The organism is Dyella acidiphila (genome assembly GCF_014863405.1).
Taxonomy (GTDB): domain Bacteria; phylum Pseudomonadota; class Gammaproteobacteria; order Xanthomonadales; family Rhodanobacteraceae; genus Dyella_B; species Dyella_B acidiphila.
This window is the reverse complement of record NZ_JACZZA010000008.1, coordinates 218,590-237,840: the sequence shown is the minus strand read 5'-3', so window position 1 is coordinate 237,840 and position 19,251 is coordinate 218,590. Positions and strand designations below refer to the sequence as shown.

Below are 19,251 nucleotides of genomic sequence, written 5' to 3'. Positions count from 1 at the left end.
CAGGATTCCGACGTTGGATCTGAAGCGGATCCGACCCAACGAGGCCAAGAGGGACCGTCGCATTGGGAGCGCCTGACATCTGCCATGGGAATGTGGAGAAGAAGGTCACGTTTTTTCGACGTTCCCACCATTGAGCTTGGACAACACTCAACGCGTGCGAGTCACCCTGAGCCGTCCTCTGGTTAACCTGGCCGGATGGATGGCATGACAGAACTTACGGAGAGTTCGGGGATGCGCGCACGAGGGCGTCTGATGACGCCCTTTTTATTGGACCGGGCCATGCGATATGTCGAGGAACTTGAACACCTCTGGTGCGACGGTGCTATCGACCTCGGTAACCCCGGACTTCGGATTCAACAAGCGGAAGATTGATGATGAATACACCCGCGCCACCCTCATATCTCCCTCCCCGAGATCCGCAACAAGCACCCCCTCCCAAGCAACCCGGTGATCCAGCGAGTCCCGGCGGTCGTGAGCCAACACCCAACGATGATGACCCCATCGATCCGGAGTACAAGCCCTAGCTCACCCTTGCGATAAAGGCGATCCATGGGGATAACTGTCATGAATGAAGCGCCGTACTGCCCGTATGTGATCGCAGAGAGCATGACACCAAGGAGCGGGCAGCTGAAAATAGGTGAAGGCGCTTAAAGATGTCGGCAAGCTCACACGAGCGCCATGGCGCATCGTCGCTGAGGACATGAATGACGCCCTCACCGAACACGCTTCCGGTGGTGGCGCCGTCGGGCGCTTTGGTGCTGTGCTCGTGAGCGAAATCTTTGGTGCCGCGCTTATCCGGTAGGTCAGGCCAAAGGCCGAAGTGTCAGTATTTGCACCGGATTCTCCGCGAGTCCTCTCTACGCAGACGGGATAAGGCAGCACTTACAGGAAACAGTAAATATTTGATTTGAAATGGTTTTCAAAAAAAAGTATTCTAATTTCTCTTTTTAAATCAATTACATATCGTGGGCGCTAAAGCGCCACTATTTGCACCTAAATCAAGGTAACACCATCTTGAGCTGGAAAATGCTCGCCTGCGTCGGGCGCTGTCTGATGCGGTGATCGATAACCAGATCCTGCGCGAGGTCAGCAAGGGAAACTTCTAAGCCCGGCGCGCCGCCGCCAAGCCGTGGCCCATGTGCGCGAGCACCACGGCCACTCCGAGCGGCGGATCTGCCGGGCACTGCACATCACTCGTTCGTCGGTGCGTTACGTGCCCCAGCCACGGGACGACGAAGCGGCGCTCACCCAGTCCGTGATACGGCTGGCCAGCCAGTATGGCCGCTATGGCTATCGGCGCATCCATGCGATGGTCATGGCGGAGGGTTGGCAGGTGAGTCGATCGCGCGTGGAGCGTATCTGGAAGCGCGAGGGTTTAAAGGTGCCCAAGAAGCAGCCTCGTCGAGGCCGGCTTTGGCTGGCCGACGGCAGCTGTTTACGCCTTCGTCCTGAATACCCGAACCATGTTTGGAGCTGGGATTTCGTTATGGAGCGCACCCACGATGGTCGGGTTTTAAAGATCCTGGTGCTGATCGATGAATTTACGCGTCGCTGCCTGGCATTGCATGTGGCTCGGCAAATACGAAGCAATGACGTTATTGATCTTTTGGCCGACGTCATGCAGGAGCACGGTGTGCCTGACCACCTGAGGTCGGACAACGGGCCCGAAATGGTGGCAAAAAATCTACGCCGATGGCTGAAAGCCGTCGGATCAAAGACGCTGTATATCGAGCCGGGAAGCCCATGGGAAAACGGTTACTGTGAGTCGTTCAACGGCAAATTCCGCGACGAGCTGCTGAATGGCGAGATCTTTTACACGCTGAGGGAGGCACAGGTCGTCATCGAACAATGGCGACACCACTACAACACGGTTCGGCCGCATAGCGCGTTGAATTATCGGCCACCGGCTCCTGAAGCTGTCCTGCCAGCCATCCAGGATGTACATCTGAAGCTCGCTGCTTAAACTAACCCTACATCTGGACCAGTTAGTGCAGGCCACTCATGAGCACAACACTCTCAACCGCGACCGTTGTGGCAGCGATGGCATTACGGCCGAGAAGACCCGTGATTAGCCCAAGTAAGTAACCACCAGCACCGCAAAGCCAGTAGCTACGGCAGCGTGGCCGTCCGCGACGTCGCAGCTCAGCAAGGAAGATCGCCCTATGCTTTTGTTCTTCCGACCGGAACTCGGCGAGCTGTTCGATGAGGTCGCGGGCCGTGAACTGAGCCATAAGGATTTGGGCGGAATAGATGCTGATTGCGCCATGCTCTCCAGCATGATTGACCTTGATGAAGCGATCACCCAGGCCATTCTCAGAAATTTTCTGCTGCTCGAACCCCATTTTATGTGGGCACCCATGAATTCAAGACTGCTCGTAATCGGGCAATCTTGCTTATACATACGAACTAGATAGGTGGGGTTAAATCCCACCACTTACCAAGAAAAAGAACACCGGAAGCGCGACCAACTGCGAAAGGAAAGCTAACAGTATTGTCCAAGGCCCTAATTTTCGCGCACCGACAATCAGAACGACATCCACCGCTGATAGCAGAGCTGGAAGCAGCACATAGACGACCAGTTGCCCATATTTTGTAGACCCATACTCTTTGTGTGCCATGACGCCAATGTAAAAATCCGCGCCAATGAAAAGCACAAAAATCCAAACAAGCAACCATATGCCGAAAATTAACCGGAGCTTTGTCATGCAGTTCGCCACACTTCATCGTGACTGACCAAACACAAACGGAGCCTGGAACCGCCACCCCACCCTCATCAGAGATCAAAAAACTGGCGCGTCAAAGGAGAGTCCATAAATAGATCTTCGCCAAGTGTATGGGCAACGGCAATTACCTCATCAGTCCACCCTTGCCCTCCTTCCTGTGGAAGAGGAAGTTCCGTAAAGAGAACATTCTCGCCACTTGGCATAACCCGAAAGACTCGAATGCAGCGATTATCGCGATCGACAGTGACTAGGTGATTGTAGATCCCATCCGCCATTAGAAGCCCCTAATCCTCAAAATACGGCTCGCCATCGTCGAAGTAAAAGTCGTATTTCTTCTTGCTTAACCGCCGCAGGTAGTGCTCGACGTCCTGCACCGCCAGTTCTAGAGCTTGGATGGCATCGGCCCCATGAACAGTCATCTCCTTTTCTTGAAGACCCTCGAAGCTGATGACGCAACCTGACGTCCACCCAGAAACATTGAAGTCAACCGACCCCTGTTCAACAAGAAATGGCTCATGTATGCACACAGTGAACAGCCTTCTCGTCGGATCATCCTTGAATGCGTAAGCAAGTCGACGCGTAGCGATAACGCGATGCGAAGATGTACTCACTATTGTCCCTCCATGCACTACCTGTACATGCACCTCGACGACCTAAAGAGGATCGTCAAACGCGATAGACCAGGATTCGCCGTCGTGTACCTCAGAGCCGCAGCCATAACACTTTTCGGGAAATCATTGTTTAAAACTTCTCAGCATTCGCCCAAGGACAAGAATGCGTTCAACCTCGCAAAAATATACGCGCCAAAATCAGCCAACTCACCCTCATCAACTGCCATTTCTCGCACAACTTCTTCGTCATAGGTTTTGTTTGTCACATGCTCTTTTTGCACCCACTGCCGAGACCCGACTACGCCCTCCACGTCATCGAGACGAACCCTTATTCGGCCGTCTTGTCGCTCTATAGATACTAAAACTGCACGGCGTGTATTTTTTTCCGACATAAGTGTGTGCTCAGTGTAGTCGCCACGGCGGAAGAGGTGCGTTGATACCGTCATCTCCATCTCGATCGCTTAGACAGTTTCCGTAACGCAACATTGCCTGTTGCTCGCAGATTTTAAACGCGTTTTTGCTCCGCTTGCCAAGCTGTTCGCATGTCTCCATGTCTCGCTTCAAATTTTGCTCGCAACGGTCTTCGTTTGAGTGGCACTCAGCCGGCGGATGCGGTTCGTCGGCACAAGAATCAGCCGTAGCCGTCGGATAAAGACAACCACCCACAATTGCAGCTGCGGTGCAGAGAGCTGGATTTTCAATACACGCCGTAGCCACTGCCTTGGCGACCTGTCCAGGGCCAGGAATGGCACTTGGACCTCCAGGCAAAACACCGGGTGCAGCCGGACTCATCGGCCCTGTTACCGGAGCCGGCGACCCAAACGGAAACAAACCTAGCGGATCGTTGTAGTCCAACGGATCGCCATCCGCATAGGCATAAAAGCTCTCCTGCCCACCATCGAATCCGAGAGGATCTTCGCTAATGAAACCGCCCATCGTCGGACTGTAATAACGCGCTCGGTAGTAGTAGAGACCGGCCGTGTCAGCTTCTCGCCCCGTGTACTGGTACGGATTCGTGAAGCCGGTCGTCGTATTGCTTGCCGTGACATTGCCGTAGGGGTCGTAGCTATATTGCTGCAGGATCGCTCCCGTCGGATCGGCCAACGCAATCGTGCTGTTTAGCTGATCGGTCAAGAAGTAGGTTCGTCCCGTCACATCATTTCTAGCGAAACGCTCGTCGATGTTGAGACCGACCAAGATCGGGTTGATGGTGCTGCCCTGCGTCTCCTGCACGGCATTTAGGCCACTGTATAGAAACTGTGTCGCGGCACCGCCCTGCACCAGCTTACTGATTCTGCGCCCCACTGCATCGTAGGCAAAGCTCAACTGCGCATTGCCATTCTGACTCACCCGCGTGAGCTGATTACGCGCATTCCACTGGTAGGTGTTGGTGCCATCGTTGGTGAGGTTACCATTGGCGTCATAACTCAACGCCGTCCCATTGAAACTTGTTTCACGATCATTGAGGTCAAACGTCGCGGCCTGCGTCGTCGGCATCGGCAGCGTGTCCGTCGTGAAACTGTTGGTCTTACTGTTGATCAACCCATCGGCGTCATAGCCATACGTCAGATTACCTAGCTGCGTGCCGTTGCTCTGCGTATAGGTCAGCCCCGTCAGCTCACTGGCCACGTCATAACCGTAGTTGACCGTGATGCCATTGGGCAGCGTCAGCGTCGTCCGGCGGTTATCGGCGTCGTAGGCCAACTGCACCGTTTCACTACCCTGGGCGATGCTGGTCAAGCGGTTGGCATTGTCATAGCCATAGGTCGCCTGCGCCTGCGCCGCGGGCGTCATACTGGTGCGCCGTCCCGCCGCATCGTAGGTGTAGCTGATGGTGCCCTGTGGACCGGTGGTGGACGTCACCCGATCGAGCCCGTCATAACCCCAGCCCAGGGTGCCGCTGACGGAGTCGGCCAGACTGGTCAGGCGATTGCCCGCGTCATAGCTGGCCTGGATACCTGAGCCATCGGCATACGAGACCAGGCTTTTGCGATTGAGCGCGTCATAGCTGATATCGGTGACCTGGCCCTTGCGATCCGTATGGCTGAGCACGTGATTCATGCCGTCGTACGTCCACGACTCGCTCTGACTCATCGCGTCGGTGCGCTTGCTCAGGCGATTGCGGGGATCGTAGGTGTACTGGATGGTACCGGTGTTGGGCAGCGTCACGGTCAGCAAATTGCCGTTGCCGTCGTAGGTACTCGTGGTCGTCTGGTTGAGCGCATCCGTGGCCGATACCACCTCATCGTTAGTGTCGTACTGGACCAGAGAGACATTGCCCAGCGGGTCGCGCGTAGCGGTACGGCGACCCAGCGTATCGGTCGCAAAACTCGTGGTGCGGTTTAGAGGGTCCGTGATCGCCTGCAGGTCATAGCCCTGGTAGGCGAACAACGCCGTGTTACCCAACGCATCCTGCACCGATGTAGGCTGGCCGGCGCCGTTGCACTGGATCGCAGTGCCATGACCCAGTGCATCGGTCACCTGAGTCAGGCAGCCGTTGGTGTAGCTGGCGCTGGTGGTGTGGCCCAAGGGGTCGGTCACCGAGGCCAACTGGCTGTACACGCTGGTGTAGGTGAATTGAGTGGTGACGGCGCTCGACGTACCCGACAGACGAGTCACCGTCAGCACATTGCCCAGGGCGTCGTAGGTAAAGGCCGTGGTGCGCCCCAACGCATCGGTCTGACTGTCAATCAATCCCGATGCCTCCCGGTTATACGTCATGGTCTGCGCCAGAGGCGTGCCATAGGCATAGGTGTCGGAGGAGGGATCATGGCTGATCGGATCGAACACCACCTGTTCCTGGTTGCCATTGGGATCGGTAACCGTAGTGGCGGTCACCACGTTGCTGCTGTTGGTGGTGTAGCCGAACTGGTAATAGGTGTTGTCAGCCAGGGTCTGCTTGGTAACGCGGCCGTTGGCATCGTACTGATTGGTCACCCACACATTGCCGCGCCGGTCCTGCATGGTCAGCATGCGGTTGTTGCTGTCGTAGGTGTACTGCTCGGTGGTCTGGTCCGGAAAGGTGACCGTGGCCAGGGTGCCGGTGGTGTTATACGCGTAGCTGATGGTGCGACCGCTGTTGTCGACGGCCGTCTTCACGCGATTGCTGCTGTCGTAGCTGAGGCTGATAGTGCGACCGCTGGGCGAGACGATCTGGTCGACCAGTCCGCCGTTGTAGTTGAACAGGGTCTGGTTGCCGAAGCGATCCTGGATCCACTCGATGTCGTTGGGCACATCGCTCTGGAAACCGTACTCGGTGCCGTCCTTCATGGTCAGTTGCCAGTACTCACCGATCGGCGTACCGGTGAAGAATTGCAGCGTGGCGCCGTAGTATCCGGAATTGGTACCGGTGTGTTCCCACACATCGCCACTTAGCGGCCAATTGGCCGAATTGCCAGTCACCAAGTTGAAGGCAATGCCGTCGCCATTGGGCAGCACCAGTTCCGGGGTGGTGAAGTTGCTGCTGGCGCTATACAGGTGCATGCCGAAACTGGCATTGCCACCAATGCCGAACACATGCGAGTTGCTATCACCCGAGGTGTAGGCGCGATCGAGCGTCAACGGCAGGATGTCGTTGATTGATAGGTCGTTCCACTCGTGGAAGAAGATGCCGGTTTGCATGTCCACCGGCTGGGAGATGATCTTGCCACCACAAGTACAAAGGGTCGGGGGATTCTGACCGCTGGTCGAAACACCAGCCCCCATCGCCCACACGAGGGCCACACCGGGATCGGGTGCAATCTGCGCCGCATCGCGCGTCACATGCCCGCCTCCGTACATCTGCCAACCATCCTTGGCGCTATACACCCAAAAGTTGCTGGCGGTGTTGGGCTTGACGTGGCCGTAGTTGGGATACACCACGCGGATGCCCTTGGCCGCGTCCGGGGTGAGCCCCTGCACCACCGCATCGCCCGGCTGGATGGTGAAGTACATCGGGAAGTTGTCGGGCAACGGGAACGGGGCGTGATCGACCGGGGTCGGTACGATGGCGATGTGATCGAGCACATGGCCGTTGCGATCCTTGAATACGGCACCGGCCGGGATGTGCAGCTCCAGGCCCGGCATGTCCGGATGGCGCAACACCACTTCGCGGTTGGTGGGCGTGGGCAGTGCGATCTCGTCGCGCGGCAGGATGCGCGGCAGGTACATCACGTACGGCATGTGCGTGATGGCTTTGGCCTTGATGTCGGCGCCGACCAGGAAGCGGCCGTAGTGCACGCTGTCGTGACTGGCAGGGCCGCCGTCGACGAAGACTTCGTTGCGGCCGGCCGAAAGGCTCTTCAATACGAATACGCCGTGGGCGTCGGTTTTGACGATCTGATCGCCAATGCTGACAGCCACGTTGGCGACCGGCGTTTCGTCGATCTGGCGGATCTGGCCGATCAGGGCAGTGCTGCCCTTGGGTAGCGCCGCTTCCAACGCATGCGTATCGGGCAAACCCTGATGGCTGGCATACAAACGCCAGTGCGGCCCGGTGGCATCGGGTGCGTTGTTCTGGCCTGGGTAGAAGGCACCATCACGCACGAAGCTGTGCGTGCGGCAGAGGTGATCCTTGCTGCTGTCGCAGGCTGAGGCTTGACCATTACCGGCCATCACATAGAGCGGCGGTTCGCTTGATGTGGTGGTGTCGGCCGTGGCGACATGCGGTGCCGGCAGCGCGCCCTGCCCGGCCATCACCACGCCAGTGGCGGCGGTATGCGCGGTATCGAAGCCGACGGCCGCATACGGCAACACGGTGCCATCGGCCGCATGCAGCCCCTTGAGGAACAGCGTGTAGCGCGAGCCTGGGTACAGGTCATCGGGCAGTTGCACGAAGGCCTGACGGCCTTCATTGGTACCGACCACATGGATGGGCAATGCACCTTCCGGACCCAGCAGGGTCACCGTCTGGGTACTCAGCGTGCGCATATCCATCGGGGTGGTGAAGCGCAGCGTCAGCGGACCTTGGATAGGAGCCGCATGCGTATCCACGCCGGGCAACGCGAGCAATGCCGGCTCAGCCGCGGCAACAACAGCGTTTTGCGACAACACACTGAAACGCGCCTGCGCGGGATCGAAACGCATGGCACTGGAAAGTGCCATGCCATGCACATCGACACCGCCCTCGATACGCACGCTGCCATCGGCTTGCAGCACGGCCAGCGCATCCATGCGCGGCGATTGCACATCGTCCAGCACCGTCGCCTGATGCGAAATAGGTGCCCATGCAATGGACTGCGTCGCCGCAGTGCCGTCACTGGACCAGCCGCCGGCCATCAGCAAGCGGCCGTCGCCAAGCACCGTCATCGTATGGCCAGCACGCGCGGGCAGGCCCAACACGCCGGTAGGTACGAAGCGCGCAGTGGAAGGATTGAACCACTCGCCGGAAGCCAGCACCTGGCCGTGCGCATCGATACCGCCCCACAGCAGCACCTGGCCGCCGGGCATCACGGTGACGGAGGCAAAGCGCCGGGCCTCGGGCAAGGTCAGCTTGCGCTTCGACGCGCCGTCGATCACGTAGGCCACCCCATCGCCGCCATGCACCTCGAACGTGCGCCCGTCCGGCAGCAACACCTGGCTGACTTCGGCCGAAGGCGGCATGAAATAGGTGTGCTGCGCACTGCTGACGCGCTCGGGCGAGGTGGCCGACGGAAGCGCTATCGCGATGCCGCCCAAAGCCACGATGCTGACCAAGCTCGTCAATCCGGCACGCCCAATGCTGGTCCTTTGCATGTTCATCACCCATTCCCCTTCAATGCGTTGCTTGGTTCCACTTACGATCCGCGATCAGCTTTATCTCACCGCTATTGCGGTGAGTAACTCAGTTGCGCCGTGGCTGGCGTGCCATAAGGAGTGCTCACCAGCAGCGTGTACGTACCGGCCGCCGGCAAGTTCGACAACGTAAGCGTGGTCGAACTGCCGGAGTTCATCGTTGCGTAGTAGTTGCCCGTGGTAATGGCACCGGTATCCGGACGATAGACATATACATAAACAGACTGACCGGTCGGCGCCGTCGAGCTCACGCCAGAGAGATTCAACGTCACCGTCTGTCCCAGGTTGCCGTTGAAGTACAAGCGCTCGACCTCGCCCGACGCCAGATTCACGCTGGCCGGCGAATTGGCAGAAAGCGTCGGCCCGATGACATCTTGAGCAACCTGCCCGGTGAATTGCGACAGGGACGTCGTACCGGCATCCACCCTGACCGAATAAGTGCCTGGCGCCAGATTGTAGAAAGACTGCCTGCACCCCCCGCCGGGGTTGGTCGCCGCACACTGCACATCGGAGATGTCGGCACCATTCGGGTTAAAGACGTGGTAAGTGAGGGCATTAAATCCTGCCCCCGGAACATTGATATTGATATTGTGCAGCGTGAGTTCGTCGTTATCGCCTCGATTGGCGTTGAAAGTGAAATACACGTTTTGCGCAACGACATTGGCCGAGAAAGCCTGCGCCGTGCCATCACTCAACAACGATCCTGTTGCGCCTGGCACCAAAGTCAGCTGTCCGCTAGCCGGAGTACCGTAGCTAGTCATAACAGTTACGGCATACGTGCCACTAACGGGCAAATTCTGCAGATTAAGCGTCCCTGATGAGCTGGCACTGAAGTACGTATAGATATTGAACTGGCCGCCCGGCGCGGAATAGGGATAAAGGACGCCGACATCTGGGCGATAGACGTACACCGTAACCGCCTGGCCGCTCGGCGACGTACTACTTATGCCGGACAACATCAATGCCACGGTATCTCCCGCATTGGCATTGAAATACATGCGCTCCACCTGCCCGGCACCCAGATTGAATGAAGCAGGCGTGCTGAATGCAAGTGTCGGACCGATGATATCCGGCTGCAGCTGCGCAGTGGCATGGATCGTGCCGCCATAGATTGGCGTCAATACCACCAGGTAAGTGCCGGCGGCAAGGTTGTATAGCTGCTGCAAGCAACCAGCGCCAGCGTTGCCCGTGCTGCACGAGATATTCGCCATGCTGGCGCCACTCGGATAGTAAATCGCTATTCCAATCTGATTGGTATTGGCGCCTACGATACTGATCTGATTTACCAAAAACTCCAGGTTATCGCCCTGGTTGGCAGTGAAACTGAAATACACGCTCTGGTTGGCAACGTTGGCGGAAAAAGATTGTGGAGTGCCATTGCTTGCTATGGATCCGACTACACCAGGCACGAGCGTAAGTTGCGCGCTGGCGGGCGTTCCGTATTGGGTATAGACCAGCACCGTGTAAGTACCGGTAATCGGCAGATTGTAGAGATTCAGCGTCTGCAGGCCGGTGCTGTTGCTTTGGGTGTAATAGTTGGAATCCGTAATGACCCCCACATCGGGGCGATAGACAGCGACGTATACCGGCTGATTCGTCGGCGAGGTGGTGCTTACCGAGGAAAGGTTGAGCGCAACGGTGTCGCCGCTATTGGCATTGAAGGTCAGCCGCTCCACCTGACCCGAACCCAGATTGATACTTGCCGGCACATTCGGCGTGAGCGCCGGCCCCACCGTGTCGGATTGAAGCTGCACATCGCAACCGATCGCCTCGCTATTTACGGGCGTCAGATAAACCGTATATGTCCCAGGCGCCAGGTTGTAGAGCGCTTTCCTGAAGCTATTCCCCGGCGTTCCTGCACCAAGGAAATAGCCGAAAACGTTGGCGCCGTTCGGGCCATAGATATTGATCTGCAAGAAGCCGCTAGGCAGGTTGAGATTGCTCAACTCGAATTCGAGGTTGTCACCCAGGTTCGCATTGAAGGTGAAGATTATGTTTTGGCCAGAGGCATTGGCGGCGAACGCCTGCGGTGCGCTATTGCTGGTGACCGTTCCCGTAGCGCCCGGCAACAAGGTCAACTGCGCGCTTCCTGGTGTTCCATATGCCGTATAGACCGTTACGGTATAGGTACCGCTTGCCGGCAAGTTCGTAAGGTTTACCAAGGTAGAGCTGCTCGTATTGGTAGACGTATACGCGCTGGAAGACCCGACGGAACCCGTATCGGGGCGGTAAATGCTTATATAAACCGGCTGCCCGCTAGGGGCAGTGGAACTGACCCCGGACAAGTTGAGCGCCACCGTGTCGCCCACATTTGCATTGAAGGTAAGGCGTTCCACCTGGCCCACACCCAGATTGACATTCACCGGCGTATTCATGGTCAATGCCGGGCCGACCACATCCGGCTGAAGTATCGCGGTGAAATTGAGCGTGCCACCCGAATTGGGTGTCACAACCACGGAATACGTACCCGCCGCCAGGTTGTACATCGACTGGCGGCAACTCGAACCGGGATTGGATGCACCACAACCGTAGCTGGCAAACTGGCTACCGTTGGGGTTGTAGATATTCACCTGCAGACCATTGTTGCTGGCACCCGGCACATTGATATTGTTCAACGTCAGCTCGAGGTTGTCCCCCGCATTGGCATTGAAACTCATCGTCACCGTTTGACCGACTGCTGTCCCGCTTTCGTTTTGCGGAACTCCCGTGTTTGGCAGGGTCGGCGTCGTATATGTAGGTGGCGTTCCCGCTGTATCCGACACTTCGGTCAGCTGCAGATTCACCGGCAAGGTGTAATCGGCGGTCACCGCCACACTATATGTGCCGCTTACCGGCAGATTTGACAGTGTTTCCGTTTGCGAACCTGTCGTATGGAAGGACGCATACGTGGCCGTGCTGGCAGTAACGGCGCCGACATCCGGACGATAAATCTGGAATGTTGCGCCATAGCCGCTCGGCGTCGTGGCGGTGCCAGCCACATTCAATACAACGGTATCGCCGGCATTGGCGTTGAAGGTGTACCACTCCACCTGGCCTGCGCCCTGGGCCACGTTTAGCGCGTTGCCGACGGTAAGACTGGGCCCAGTGATATCGGGCTGCACCTGTGCGTTAAAGGTAATGACCCCGCCATCGGACGGCGATGCAACCACCGAGTAGGTACCGGCCGGCAGGTACAAGAAATGCTGGCTGCAGCTTCCGGCCGGACTGAACGCATAACACCAGTAACCCGCGAGCTGCGTACCCGTGGAGTTATACACATTGACATAAAACTGATTGCTGCTGGCACCGGTAACATTGATGTTATTCAGCAACAAATCGAGGTATTCGCCCTGCGTGGCGGTAAATGACAGATAGATGTTTTCGCCCGCCGCATTTGCCGTATAGCTTTGCGCAGCGCCACCCGGGCTCAAGCTGCCGGTTTCGCCACCAACCACGCCGAGCACGGCATTTGCTGCAAAGCCAGCAGTCGGCACTACAGCGACGCTATAGGCGCCCGTCACCGGCAACGAAGGCAGGTTCAATATTTCCGAACCGGAGGTGGTGCCCGACGCATAGACAACCGTACTGGTCGTAATAGCTCCGGCATCCGGGCGGTACACCGCCAGCGCCACGCTCTGGCCGCTTGGTGTCGTCGTTATGCCTGACAAATTCAGGGCGACGGTATCGCCAGCATTGGCATTAAAGGAGTACCAAGCTACCTGACCGGTAGCAAGCGAGACATTCGCCGCGCTTCCGGCAGGGATATTGGGCCCCAGGACATCGGGCTGCAGCATCGCATTAAAGCTGGCTACGCCGGTGCCTCCTGGCACAACAATGGCTGTGTATGTACCCGCCGCCCAATTCCAGATGTGCTGCTCGCAGCTTCCGTTGCACGAATAAGAAGTAATTTCAGCGCCGGTCGAGTTATAGAGCCATACGACGACGCCCTGATTGGAGGTCTGTGCAACACTGATGTTGTTTACCACCAACTCCATGCGCTGATTGGCGCCTACGGTAAATGACAGATAGCTATCCTGATTTGTAACGTTCGCTGCGTAAGCCTGCGATGCTCCGTTCGCCGGCAGCGTACCCGTGGAGCCCGCGGCGACAGCCAATTGCGCTGATATCGGCAACCCATAGGACGGAGACACGATCACCGTATACGCACCACTCGCCGGCAGATTCGGCAAATTGAGCGTCTGCGCCGCATTGGGAGCCATGTTCGCGTAGGGCGTTTGCCCCGTAATGGCGCCGAGGTCCGGCCGGTAAACCAGTACATTTACGCTCTGACCGCCCGGCGTGGTGACTATCCCGGATAGATCGATCGCTACCGTATCGCCGACATTGGCATTGAAGGTGTAGCGCTCCACCTGCCCCGCGCCAAGCGAAATATTCACTGTGCTGCCGAGGGCGATGTTGGGCCCCATGATGTCCGGCTGCAGCGATGCGTTCAGGCTTACCAAGCCGCCATTGCTGGGTGAAATCACTATGGAATAGACGCCGGCATACAGATACCACAGATGCTGGCTGCAACTTCCGCCCGGGAACGATGTTTGGCAGTAGAACGACGCTATCTGTGCACCATCCACGTTGTAGACGGTTACATTGACCTGGTTACTGGAACCGTTCGTCAACGTGAAATGATTCAACAGCAATTCCAGGTTCTGCCCCTGGGTTGCCGTGAACGAGAGATAGATGTTTTGGCCGGTAACGTTGGTGGTGTAGCTCTGCGATGAGCCATCCGTTGTGACCGTGCCCGTGGCGCCAGCCCCGATGCTCAACTGCGCACTGGAGGGAAGTCCGTAATTTGGCGCGACGATGATCGTGTACGTGCCGCTGACGGGAAGATTCGACAGATTTACCGTCTGCGAATTGCTGGTCGAAAACGAGGTGTAGGTCTGTGTGCTGGTGGTGATCGCACCAGAGTCGGGACGATAGATCAGGAAATTGACGCTCTGGCCTCCGGGGGTGGTCGTTATCCCGGATACGTTGAGCGCCACGGTGTCGCCAGCTGTGGCATTGAAGGTATATCGCTCCACCTGGCCAGCCGCCAGGGCCACGCTCGCCGTACCGTTGTAAGCGATGTTCGGGCCAGCGATATCCTGCTCCAGCAGAGCCGTAAAGCTGATCTTGTTGTTCCCGTAGTAGGTTCCCGAATAGGAAGGTGAGGCAATGACCGAATACGTTCCGGCTGGCAGATACCACAGCGATTGGGAACAACTTGCGCCGGGGTTTGACGTATTGCAGTTGAATGACGTTACCTGGGTACCGGCAGCGTTATAGACCGACACCAGGAATTGGCTCTCGCCGGAGCCGGCGATGCTGGCGTTATTAAGGGTGAGCTCGAAATTTTCACCTTGTGTGGCAACGAAGGACAAATAGACGTTTTGGCCACCGACATTTGCAGCGTAGTTTTGCGGCGTCGCACTCAATACTCCACCGACGCCCGGAGCCACCTCCACTTGTACCGTCCCGGTGTAGCTGGCACCCGGCGCCACCACGACCTGGTAAGTGCCGGTGCTTGGCAGATTGCCCAAGTTGATCACGCCGTTGGTGGCCGTAGCTGCACTGGTATAGCTGCTGCCATTGGGCTGGTAGACCGTGTAGGTGATGCTGTGATTGGCGGGATTGGTGGTGGCGCTGTTGATCTGGAAAGCCAGATTTTGCCCTGCGCTTGCCTGGAACAGCACGCGCTTGCTCGCACCCGCCGTGCTAGTCACCAGCGTGACGGGCGTATTCGTGGTCAGGAACCCGTCCGATTCAACGCCCAGGGATAGCTGGGCAGCAGCACCACTCGGCTGGAGAACCACCAGATAGATTTCGCCGGGATCCAACTGAGACAGATGCACCGAAGGCGATGCCGGCGAAAAGCTACCTTGCTGGACTGCGATGTTGCCTGGTCCGTAGATCGTGTAATTGATGCTGCTGGCCGATGTGGAAACGCTGGTGGCCTGCAGGGTGGCCCAGCCGTTGGCAGGAGCCGTGAATGCCACCACGCCATATTGTCCGGAAGCGCCGACATTCAGGCTCACGCCGGTGCCGTTGACCGTCGCAACACCACTACTCGTGACGCTGCTCAAGCTGATGTTGCCGGGCAACACGATAATCGGCGCCGTGCTCGAGGCCAGACCATAAGGGGTCGCCACGGTAACAAAGCCACTGCTGGTATAGGCAGGTACGGAAAATTGCACCTGGGTGTCAGAGAGCGAGGACGGCGCCATGTCGCGGTCTGCCATCTGCACGGTGGTGTAACCTTGCACGGGGTCCAGATGCGTGCCGCTCACAGTCATCAGGCTGCCGACCGCCGCGAGCATCGGACTGACTTGGCTGATGTTCGGCGGAATGCCGGAGTCGTCAATCATGAATGGTGTGGCGCTGGTCACCGTCTGGCCGCCCACCGTTACGCTGACGGGCCCGCTGGTGGCTCCACTCGGCACGCTTGTCACCAACTGATTCGCGCTGGCAGATGTGACCGCTGCTGCCGTGCCGTTGAAACTTACGCTATCGTTCGCCGCCGTACTGCTGAAGCCCTGGCCGTAAAGAGTTACCTGTGCGCCAGGCTCGCCATGGGTAGGCATGAACGCGAAAATGGCCAGTTGTCCGGCCGATATAGGCGCATTTACTTGATTGGCATGGCCGAGCGTGTTGTAGCCGTACTGCAAGCTGGTGTTGTTCGCGCTTACGGCGATCAAGCGGCCATTGGCATCATGGACGTAACTGGTCGACTGCGCCTGGACGCCGGCCGTGAAAACTAGCGCGCATAACATGCCCAGAAGCCAGATGAGCAGGCGTTGCTCAGGTCCTCGCCCATCCCCGAAGCCAAAGTCACGAAGATGGCTCTTGCGATGCGATTCCATACGCACGTCCCTAGTTCCGCCCGATCATGGACGGTTGGCTTGCTGTCACGCGTGATGCCCGAATGGGCGTCCCCTGGCCCGCGCAGCTTGAAGGCGCGGGTATTTCACCGTGTATAACATCACAAATCTACGTGACGATTTTGTGAAAATGGACCGGTAGTCAGGCCGCCAAGCTTGGGCTCTAATGTGGGGCGTCGTCGCAACGACAAACGGCTCGCGCGAGTCCGCTACAGGGGCAGCACCATCTTTTATTGAGGGAACACATGACACGGTCAGGATTGCTTGTATGCATGGGCGCAGCGGCCTTGGCGCTGGCGGGTTGCAATCATTCCGCCCCCGGCGGCAGCGCGGCAGATACGTCGGCCGCAGCAGGACCGGCCAAGCCGGCCGCGACGGCAGATGAAAACACCTGGGGCAATTACCTTTCCGAGCAGGGCAAACTGCACGGCAAGGATGTGGGCATGAAGCCCTATATCTATGTGATTCCCGGCGGTGACAGCGTGGCGGCGAACGATCGGCGCCAGAACGAAAGCGACTCGATCGTGCACAGCATCGGGCCGATCCTGATGCCCGGCGGTATGTTGATCGTCGGCGGTCCGGATGCGAAGCAAACCACGGTGTTTATCACCGGGCTGTCCAAGCAGCTGAAAGCCGATGCCATGAGGGGCATCGTGGTGATGGTGGTAAGCGACGCTTCGGAGCAAGCCGCCGATACGGCCGCATTGAAAGCCAGCGGCGCTACGCTGCGCTTCGTCAACATGTAAAGCGGCACATCTCGGGGGTTTTGCCGTGTCGCCACGGCGCACATCGCATACGGTCGTCTTTTCTCGGCCAAAAAATTCAACGCAACGGGAGCGCAAGACGCAAAATTGTGCAAGCACCAGCTTGTACAACGTCCTCGAACGTCGCGACAAGCAAATTAGCCCTCAGTGTCAGAAGGGCACACTAACCATTCTCCATATTCTGGGACTGCCCGCCTGATCTGCTGCTCGAGCCAGATCAGCTCGTCACGACTACGATGAATGGACCACCAAGTGACGAACTCTGAGATGCGTTGCACCGAGACATCCGCTCCCGGATGTCTCGCATCCTTTTGCACCTTGGCCGGGACTCCCAGTTTCATGGTTCCGATGTCGAAGATGAGCCAGTCCAGGGAAATATCGTTTTTGCAGGCGATGTGAGCGCAAATGGCAAAAGGCGGACTATTCCGCTGGCGCCAATTACTTACCGCACTGATGGATAAGCCTAGAGCCAAGGCTAGTTCGGAATCATTCTTTGCGGCATAAAGCTGACGCATGCGCCGGAGGATGCCGTCAGTATCGATAGGCTTGGTCATACACATATTGTGTACCACATTTCGCGCAAATTCTTGCGCTATCACAAAATGTGAAATAAGGTTCGCGATGTGTCGCGCTGTTCCCCCAGCCCGTCGCAATGAACTCCATGATTTTCAAAGCGAATCATCTATGCGCTCAATCTCCCCTCCATCGCCAAACACCTTCGTAGCTGATGAGAAGGCAAATGGGTGCCCTCCTACCAATGCCCAGGCCCAGCCAGACCTGACGCCCCCACCCTCTCGCTCGACCCCAGGGGGCAGCGGCCTTCGGATCCCTTTGGTGGAACGCCATGCTAACGACATCATCATGCCTCCTAGATCCCCCCAAAGCGCTGATGACGTCGCCCCAACTTCTATATTAGCGACCGCACCTAGCCCCTGCCTCGCCCGACCCACTGGCGACAGTGAGCTCCGCAAGGCCACTTTGTTTTCGACCGACTTTCGGAGGACGCCCAAGAAGCAAAAAGCTCAACTCAGTCGCTTGTCATTGAGCGAAATAAGCGAATCTTCCAACCACATTGACCAGCAACGCGAAGACATAGAAATACCTATGGCAGAAGGCACCTGCCATCAGGAGAACGATTTAGGGCACCTACCTGCGCATGCTCGCAGCCCTTACATCATCGACACCGAACAGCTGCGCCATATCTCAGGCAAGCACACCGCTTCCGCCGTGCGTCGTTGGGCTAGTGCATGCGGCATTCGGGTCCTAGATGGCGATGAGGGGCCGTGGACAACCGTTCATGCGATTAATAGCGCCCTTGGACTTGAGCCAACGACAAACGGTAAAGCATATGCGCGAGACATCATATGACCCGCGGCAGGAAGCGCAAACATAACCCCACTATCCCGACACACATCGATCAAAAAAAGCTGCCAACCGGGTGTTATTGGGATGATCGTGATTTGGTTTGGTACACGCTATTGGGCAACCCAACCACTGCCAAAGTTCGCCGCAAAAAGATCGCAGGACGTGAGGCAATGCTTTCGGACCTGCACCGCGAGATGGAACTACTACGTAGCGTAAACCGCAATACATTGGCTTGGCTCATGGAGCAATATCACGTGAGCCATGTATTCAGGTCGAAAGCAGAGAGCACACAGGAGGCCTATGAGACACAGCACCAGATCGCGATTAACCATCCAACCAAATTGGGGCCACTTGGATGCCTGGATTATTCGCGTCTAGAAACCCACCATTTCCAAAAGATCGTTGACACGATTGCAGATGGCGGCACACCCACCAAGGCAAATAGTCTGATGCGCTATTTGAAGCTGGTTTATTCCTGGGGCGTTCGCCGCGGCCACGCGAAGACGAATCCAGTCAAGGGGGTGCAAGAAGCAACTGAGCGTAAAAAGCGCCGCCTGCCCGATCCGGAGACGATGGCTGCACTTATTCGCCTAGCGTGGAAGGACGCGCAACTCAAGCCTCACACGGAGGGCAGTTGCGCCCCTTATCTATGGGCCATTGCTGATATCGCATATCTCTGCCGCCTTCGTGGCATCGAGGTAGTAACCCTCTGCGAGGACGCTGCCCTGCCAGAAGGCCTTCGCACGAACAGACGCAAGGGATCACGGGACAATATCGTCGCCTGGACCCCTCGCTTGAGGGCTGCTTTTGATTGGCTGATAACTCGCCGGGATGGCGTTTGGAAAGCCAAGCATCGGCCCATCCCGCTGCGGCCAAAAGATCGCCCTCTCGTTATCTCAGAGGATGGCGGTCCACTTAAAAAGAGTTCGCTGGATACCGCATGGCAGCGATTGATACAGCGAGCCATAACAAAGCAGGTCATAACCGAAAATCAGCGTTTCGGCCTACATGACTTAAAGCGCAAGGGCATCACTGATACGGCAGGAACCCGGGCCGATAAACAGCATGCAAGCGGCCATAAATCCGAGTCAATGATGGATACGTACGATCTAAGTGTCCCGGTAGTTCAACCGTCAGTTTTGTCGTGAATTTTACGGTGAATTTTACGGTCAGGGCATAAAAA

The 19,251-nt window shown here is 57.4% G+C and carries 9 protein-coding genes and 1 pseudogene; 3 read left to right on the top strand and 7 right to left on the bottom strand.

Features of this window, described 5'->3' with window-relative positions; translation table 11 throughout:
• Positions 1-1,013: 1,013 nt before the first annotated feature.
• Positions 1,014-1,963 (top strand): annotated as a pseudogene (locus IGX34_RS14075) (IS3 family transposase); the annotation flags it as partial.
• Positions 1,964-1,985: 22 nt separating this feature from the next.
• On the opposite strand, the gene IGX34_RS14070 reads toward IGX34_RS14075, so the two are convergent.
• From IGX34_RS14070 to IGX34_RS14045, 6 genes are all read right to left on the bottom strand, one after another.
• Positions 1,986-2,342 carry a demethoxyubiquinone hydroxylase family protein gene (locus tag IGX34_RS14070; RefSeq protein ID WP_192556351.1) on the bottom strand — a complete coding sequence of 119 codons (357 nt, stop codon included), beginning with the start codon at positions 2,340-2,342 and terminating at the stop codon, positions 1,986-1,988.
• Positions 2,343-2,420: 78 nt separating this feature from the next.
• A complete protein-coding gene (locus tag IGX34_RS14065; protein ID WP_192556350.1) occupies positions 2,421-2,705 on the bottom strand; it encodes a hypothetical protein in 285 nt (94 codons plus the stop codon).
• A gap of 302 nt (positions 2,706-3,007) precedes the next feature.
• Positions 3,008-3,334 (bottom strand): hypothetical protein, encoded by a 327-nt coding sequence (locus IGX34_RS14060; RefSeq protein WP_192556349.1) that lies wholly within the window; start codon positions 3,332-3,334, stop codon positions 3,008-3,010.
• A 140-nt stretch (positions 3,335-3,474) separates the two neighbouring features.
• A complete protein-coding gene (locus IGX34_RS14055) occupies positions 3,475-3,726 on the bottom strand; it encodes a hypothetical protein (protein WP_192556348.1) in 252 nt (83 codons plus the stop codon).
• 10 nt (positions 3,727-3,736) lie between these two features.
• A complete protein-coding gene (locus tag IGX34_RS14050; protein ID WP_192556347.1) occupies positions 3,737-9,052 on the bottom strand; it encodes an RHS repeat-associated core domain-containing protein in 5,316 nt (1,771 codons plus the stop codon).
• A 65-nt stretch (positions 9,053-9,117) separates the two neighbouring features.
• Positions 9,118-15,921, bottom strand: a complete 6,804-nt coding sequence (locus IGX34_RS14045; RefSeq protein ID WP_192556346.1) for a beta strand repeat-containing protein — start codon at positions 15,919-15,921, stop codon at positions 9,118-9,120.
• Between the two features lie 290 nt (positions 15,922-16,211).
• Between IGX34_RS14045 and IGX34_RS22100 the strand changes: the two genes are divergently transcribed.
• The gene (locus IGX34_RS22100; protein WP_225737463.1) at positions 16,212-16,685 is read left to right on the top strand and encodes a hypothetical protein; all 474 of its coding nucleotides are present in this window, start codon (positions 16,212-16,214) and stop codon (positions 16,683-16,685) included.
• Positions 16,686-16,840: 155 nt separating this feature from the next.
• Here the strand turns inward: IGX34_RS22100 and IGX34_RS14035 are convergent, their stop codons facing one another.
• The gene (locus tag IGX34_RS14035; RefSeq protein WP_192556345.1) at positions 16,841-17,257 is read right to left on the bottom strand and encodes a helix-turn-helix domain-containing protein; all 417 of its coding nucleotides are present in this window, start codon (positions 17,255-17,257) and stop codon (positions 16,841-16,843) included.
• An 810-nt stretch (positions 17,258-18,067) separates the two neighbouring features.
• Here IGX34_RS14035 and IGX34_RS14030 point away from each other — a divergent pair.
• On the top strand, positions 18,068-19,216 hold the full coding sequence (locus tag IGX34_RS14030; RefSeq protein ID WP_192556344.1) for a site-specific integrase: 1,149 nt from the start codon (positions 18,068-18,070) through the stop codon (positions 19,214-19,216).
• Positions 19,217-19,251 lie beyond the last annotated feature (35 nt).

Bases quoted from the DNA above. Each gene is read 5' to 3' on its own strand.
- IGX34_RS14065 (WP_192556350.1), bottom strand. From the start codon at position 2,705: ATGACAAAGCTCCGGTTAATTTTCGGCATATGGTTGCTTGTTTGGATT.
- IGX34_RS14055 (WP_192556348.1), bottom strand. From the start codon at position 3,726: ATGTCGGAAAAAAATACACGCCGTGCAGTTTTAGTATCTATAGAGCGA.
- IGX34_RS14030 (WP_192556344.1), top strand. From the start codon at position 18,068: ATGACCCGCGGCAGGAAGCGCAAACATAACCCCACTATCCCGACACAC.
- IGX34_RS14050 (WP_192556347.1), bottom strand. From the start codon at position 9,052: ATGAACATGCAAAGGACCAGCATTGGGCGTGCCGGATTGACGAGCTTG.
- IGX34_RS14035 (WP_192556345.1), bottom strand. From the start codon at position 17,257: ATGACCAAGCCTATCGATACTGACGGCATCCTCCGGCGCATGCGTCAG.
- IGX34_RS14045 (WP_192556346.1), bottom strand. From the start codon at position 15,921: ATGGAATCGCATCGCAAGAGCCATCTTCGTGACTTTGGCTTCGGGGAT.
- IGX34_RS14070 (WP_192556351.1), bottom strand. From the start codon at position 2,342: ATGGGGTTCGAGCAGCAGAAAATTTCTGAGAATGGCCTGGGTGATCGC.
- IGX34_RS22100 (WP_225737463.1), top strand. From the start codon at position 16,212: ATGGGCGCAGCGGCCTTGGCGCTGGCGGGTTGCAATCATTCCGCCCCC.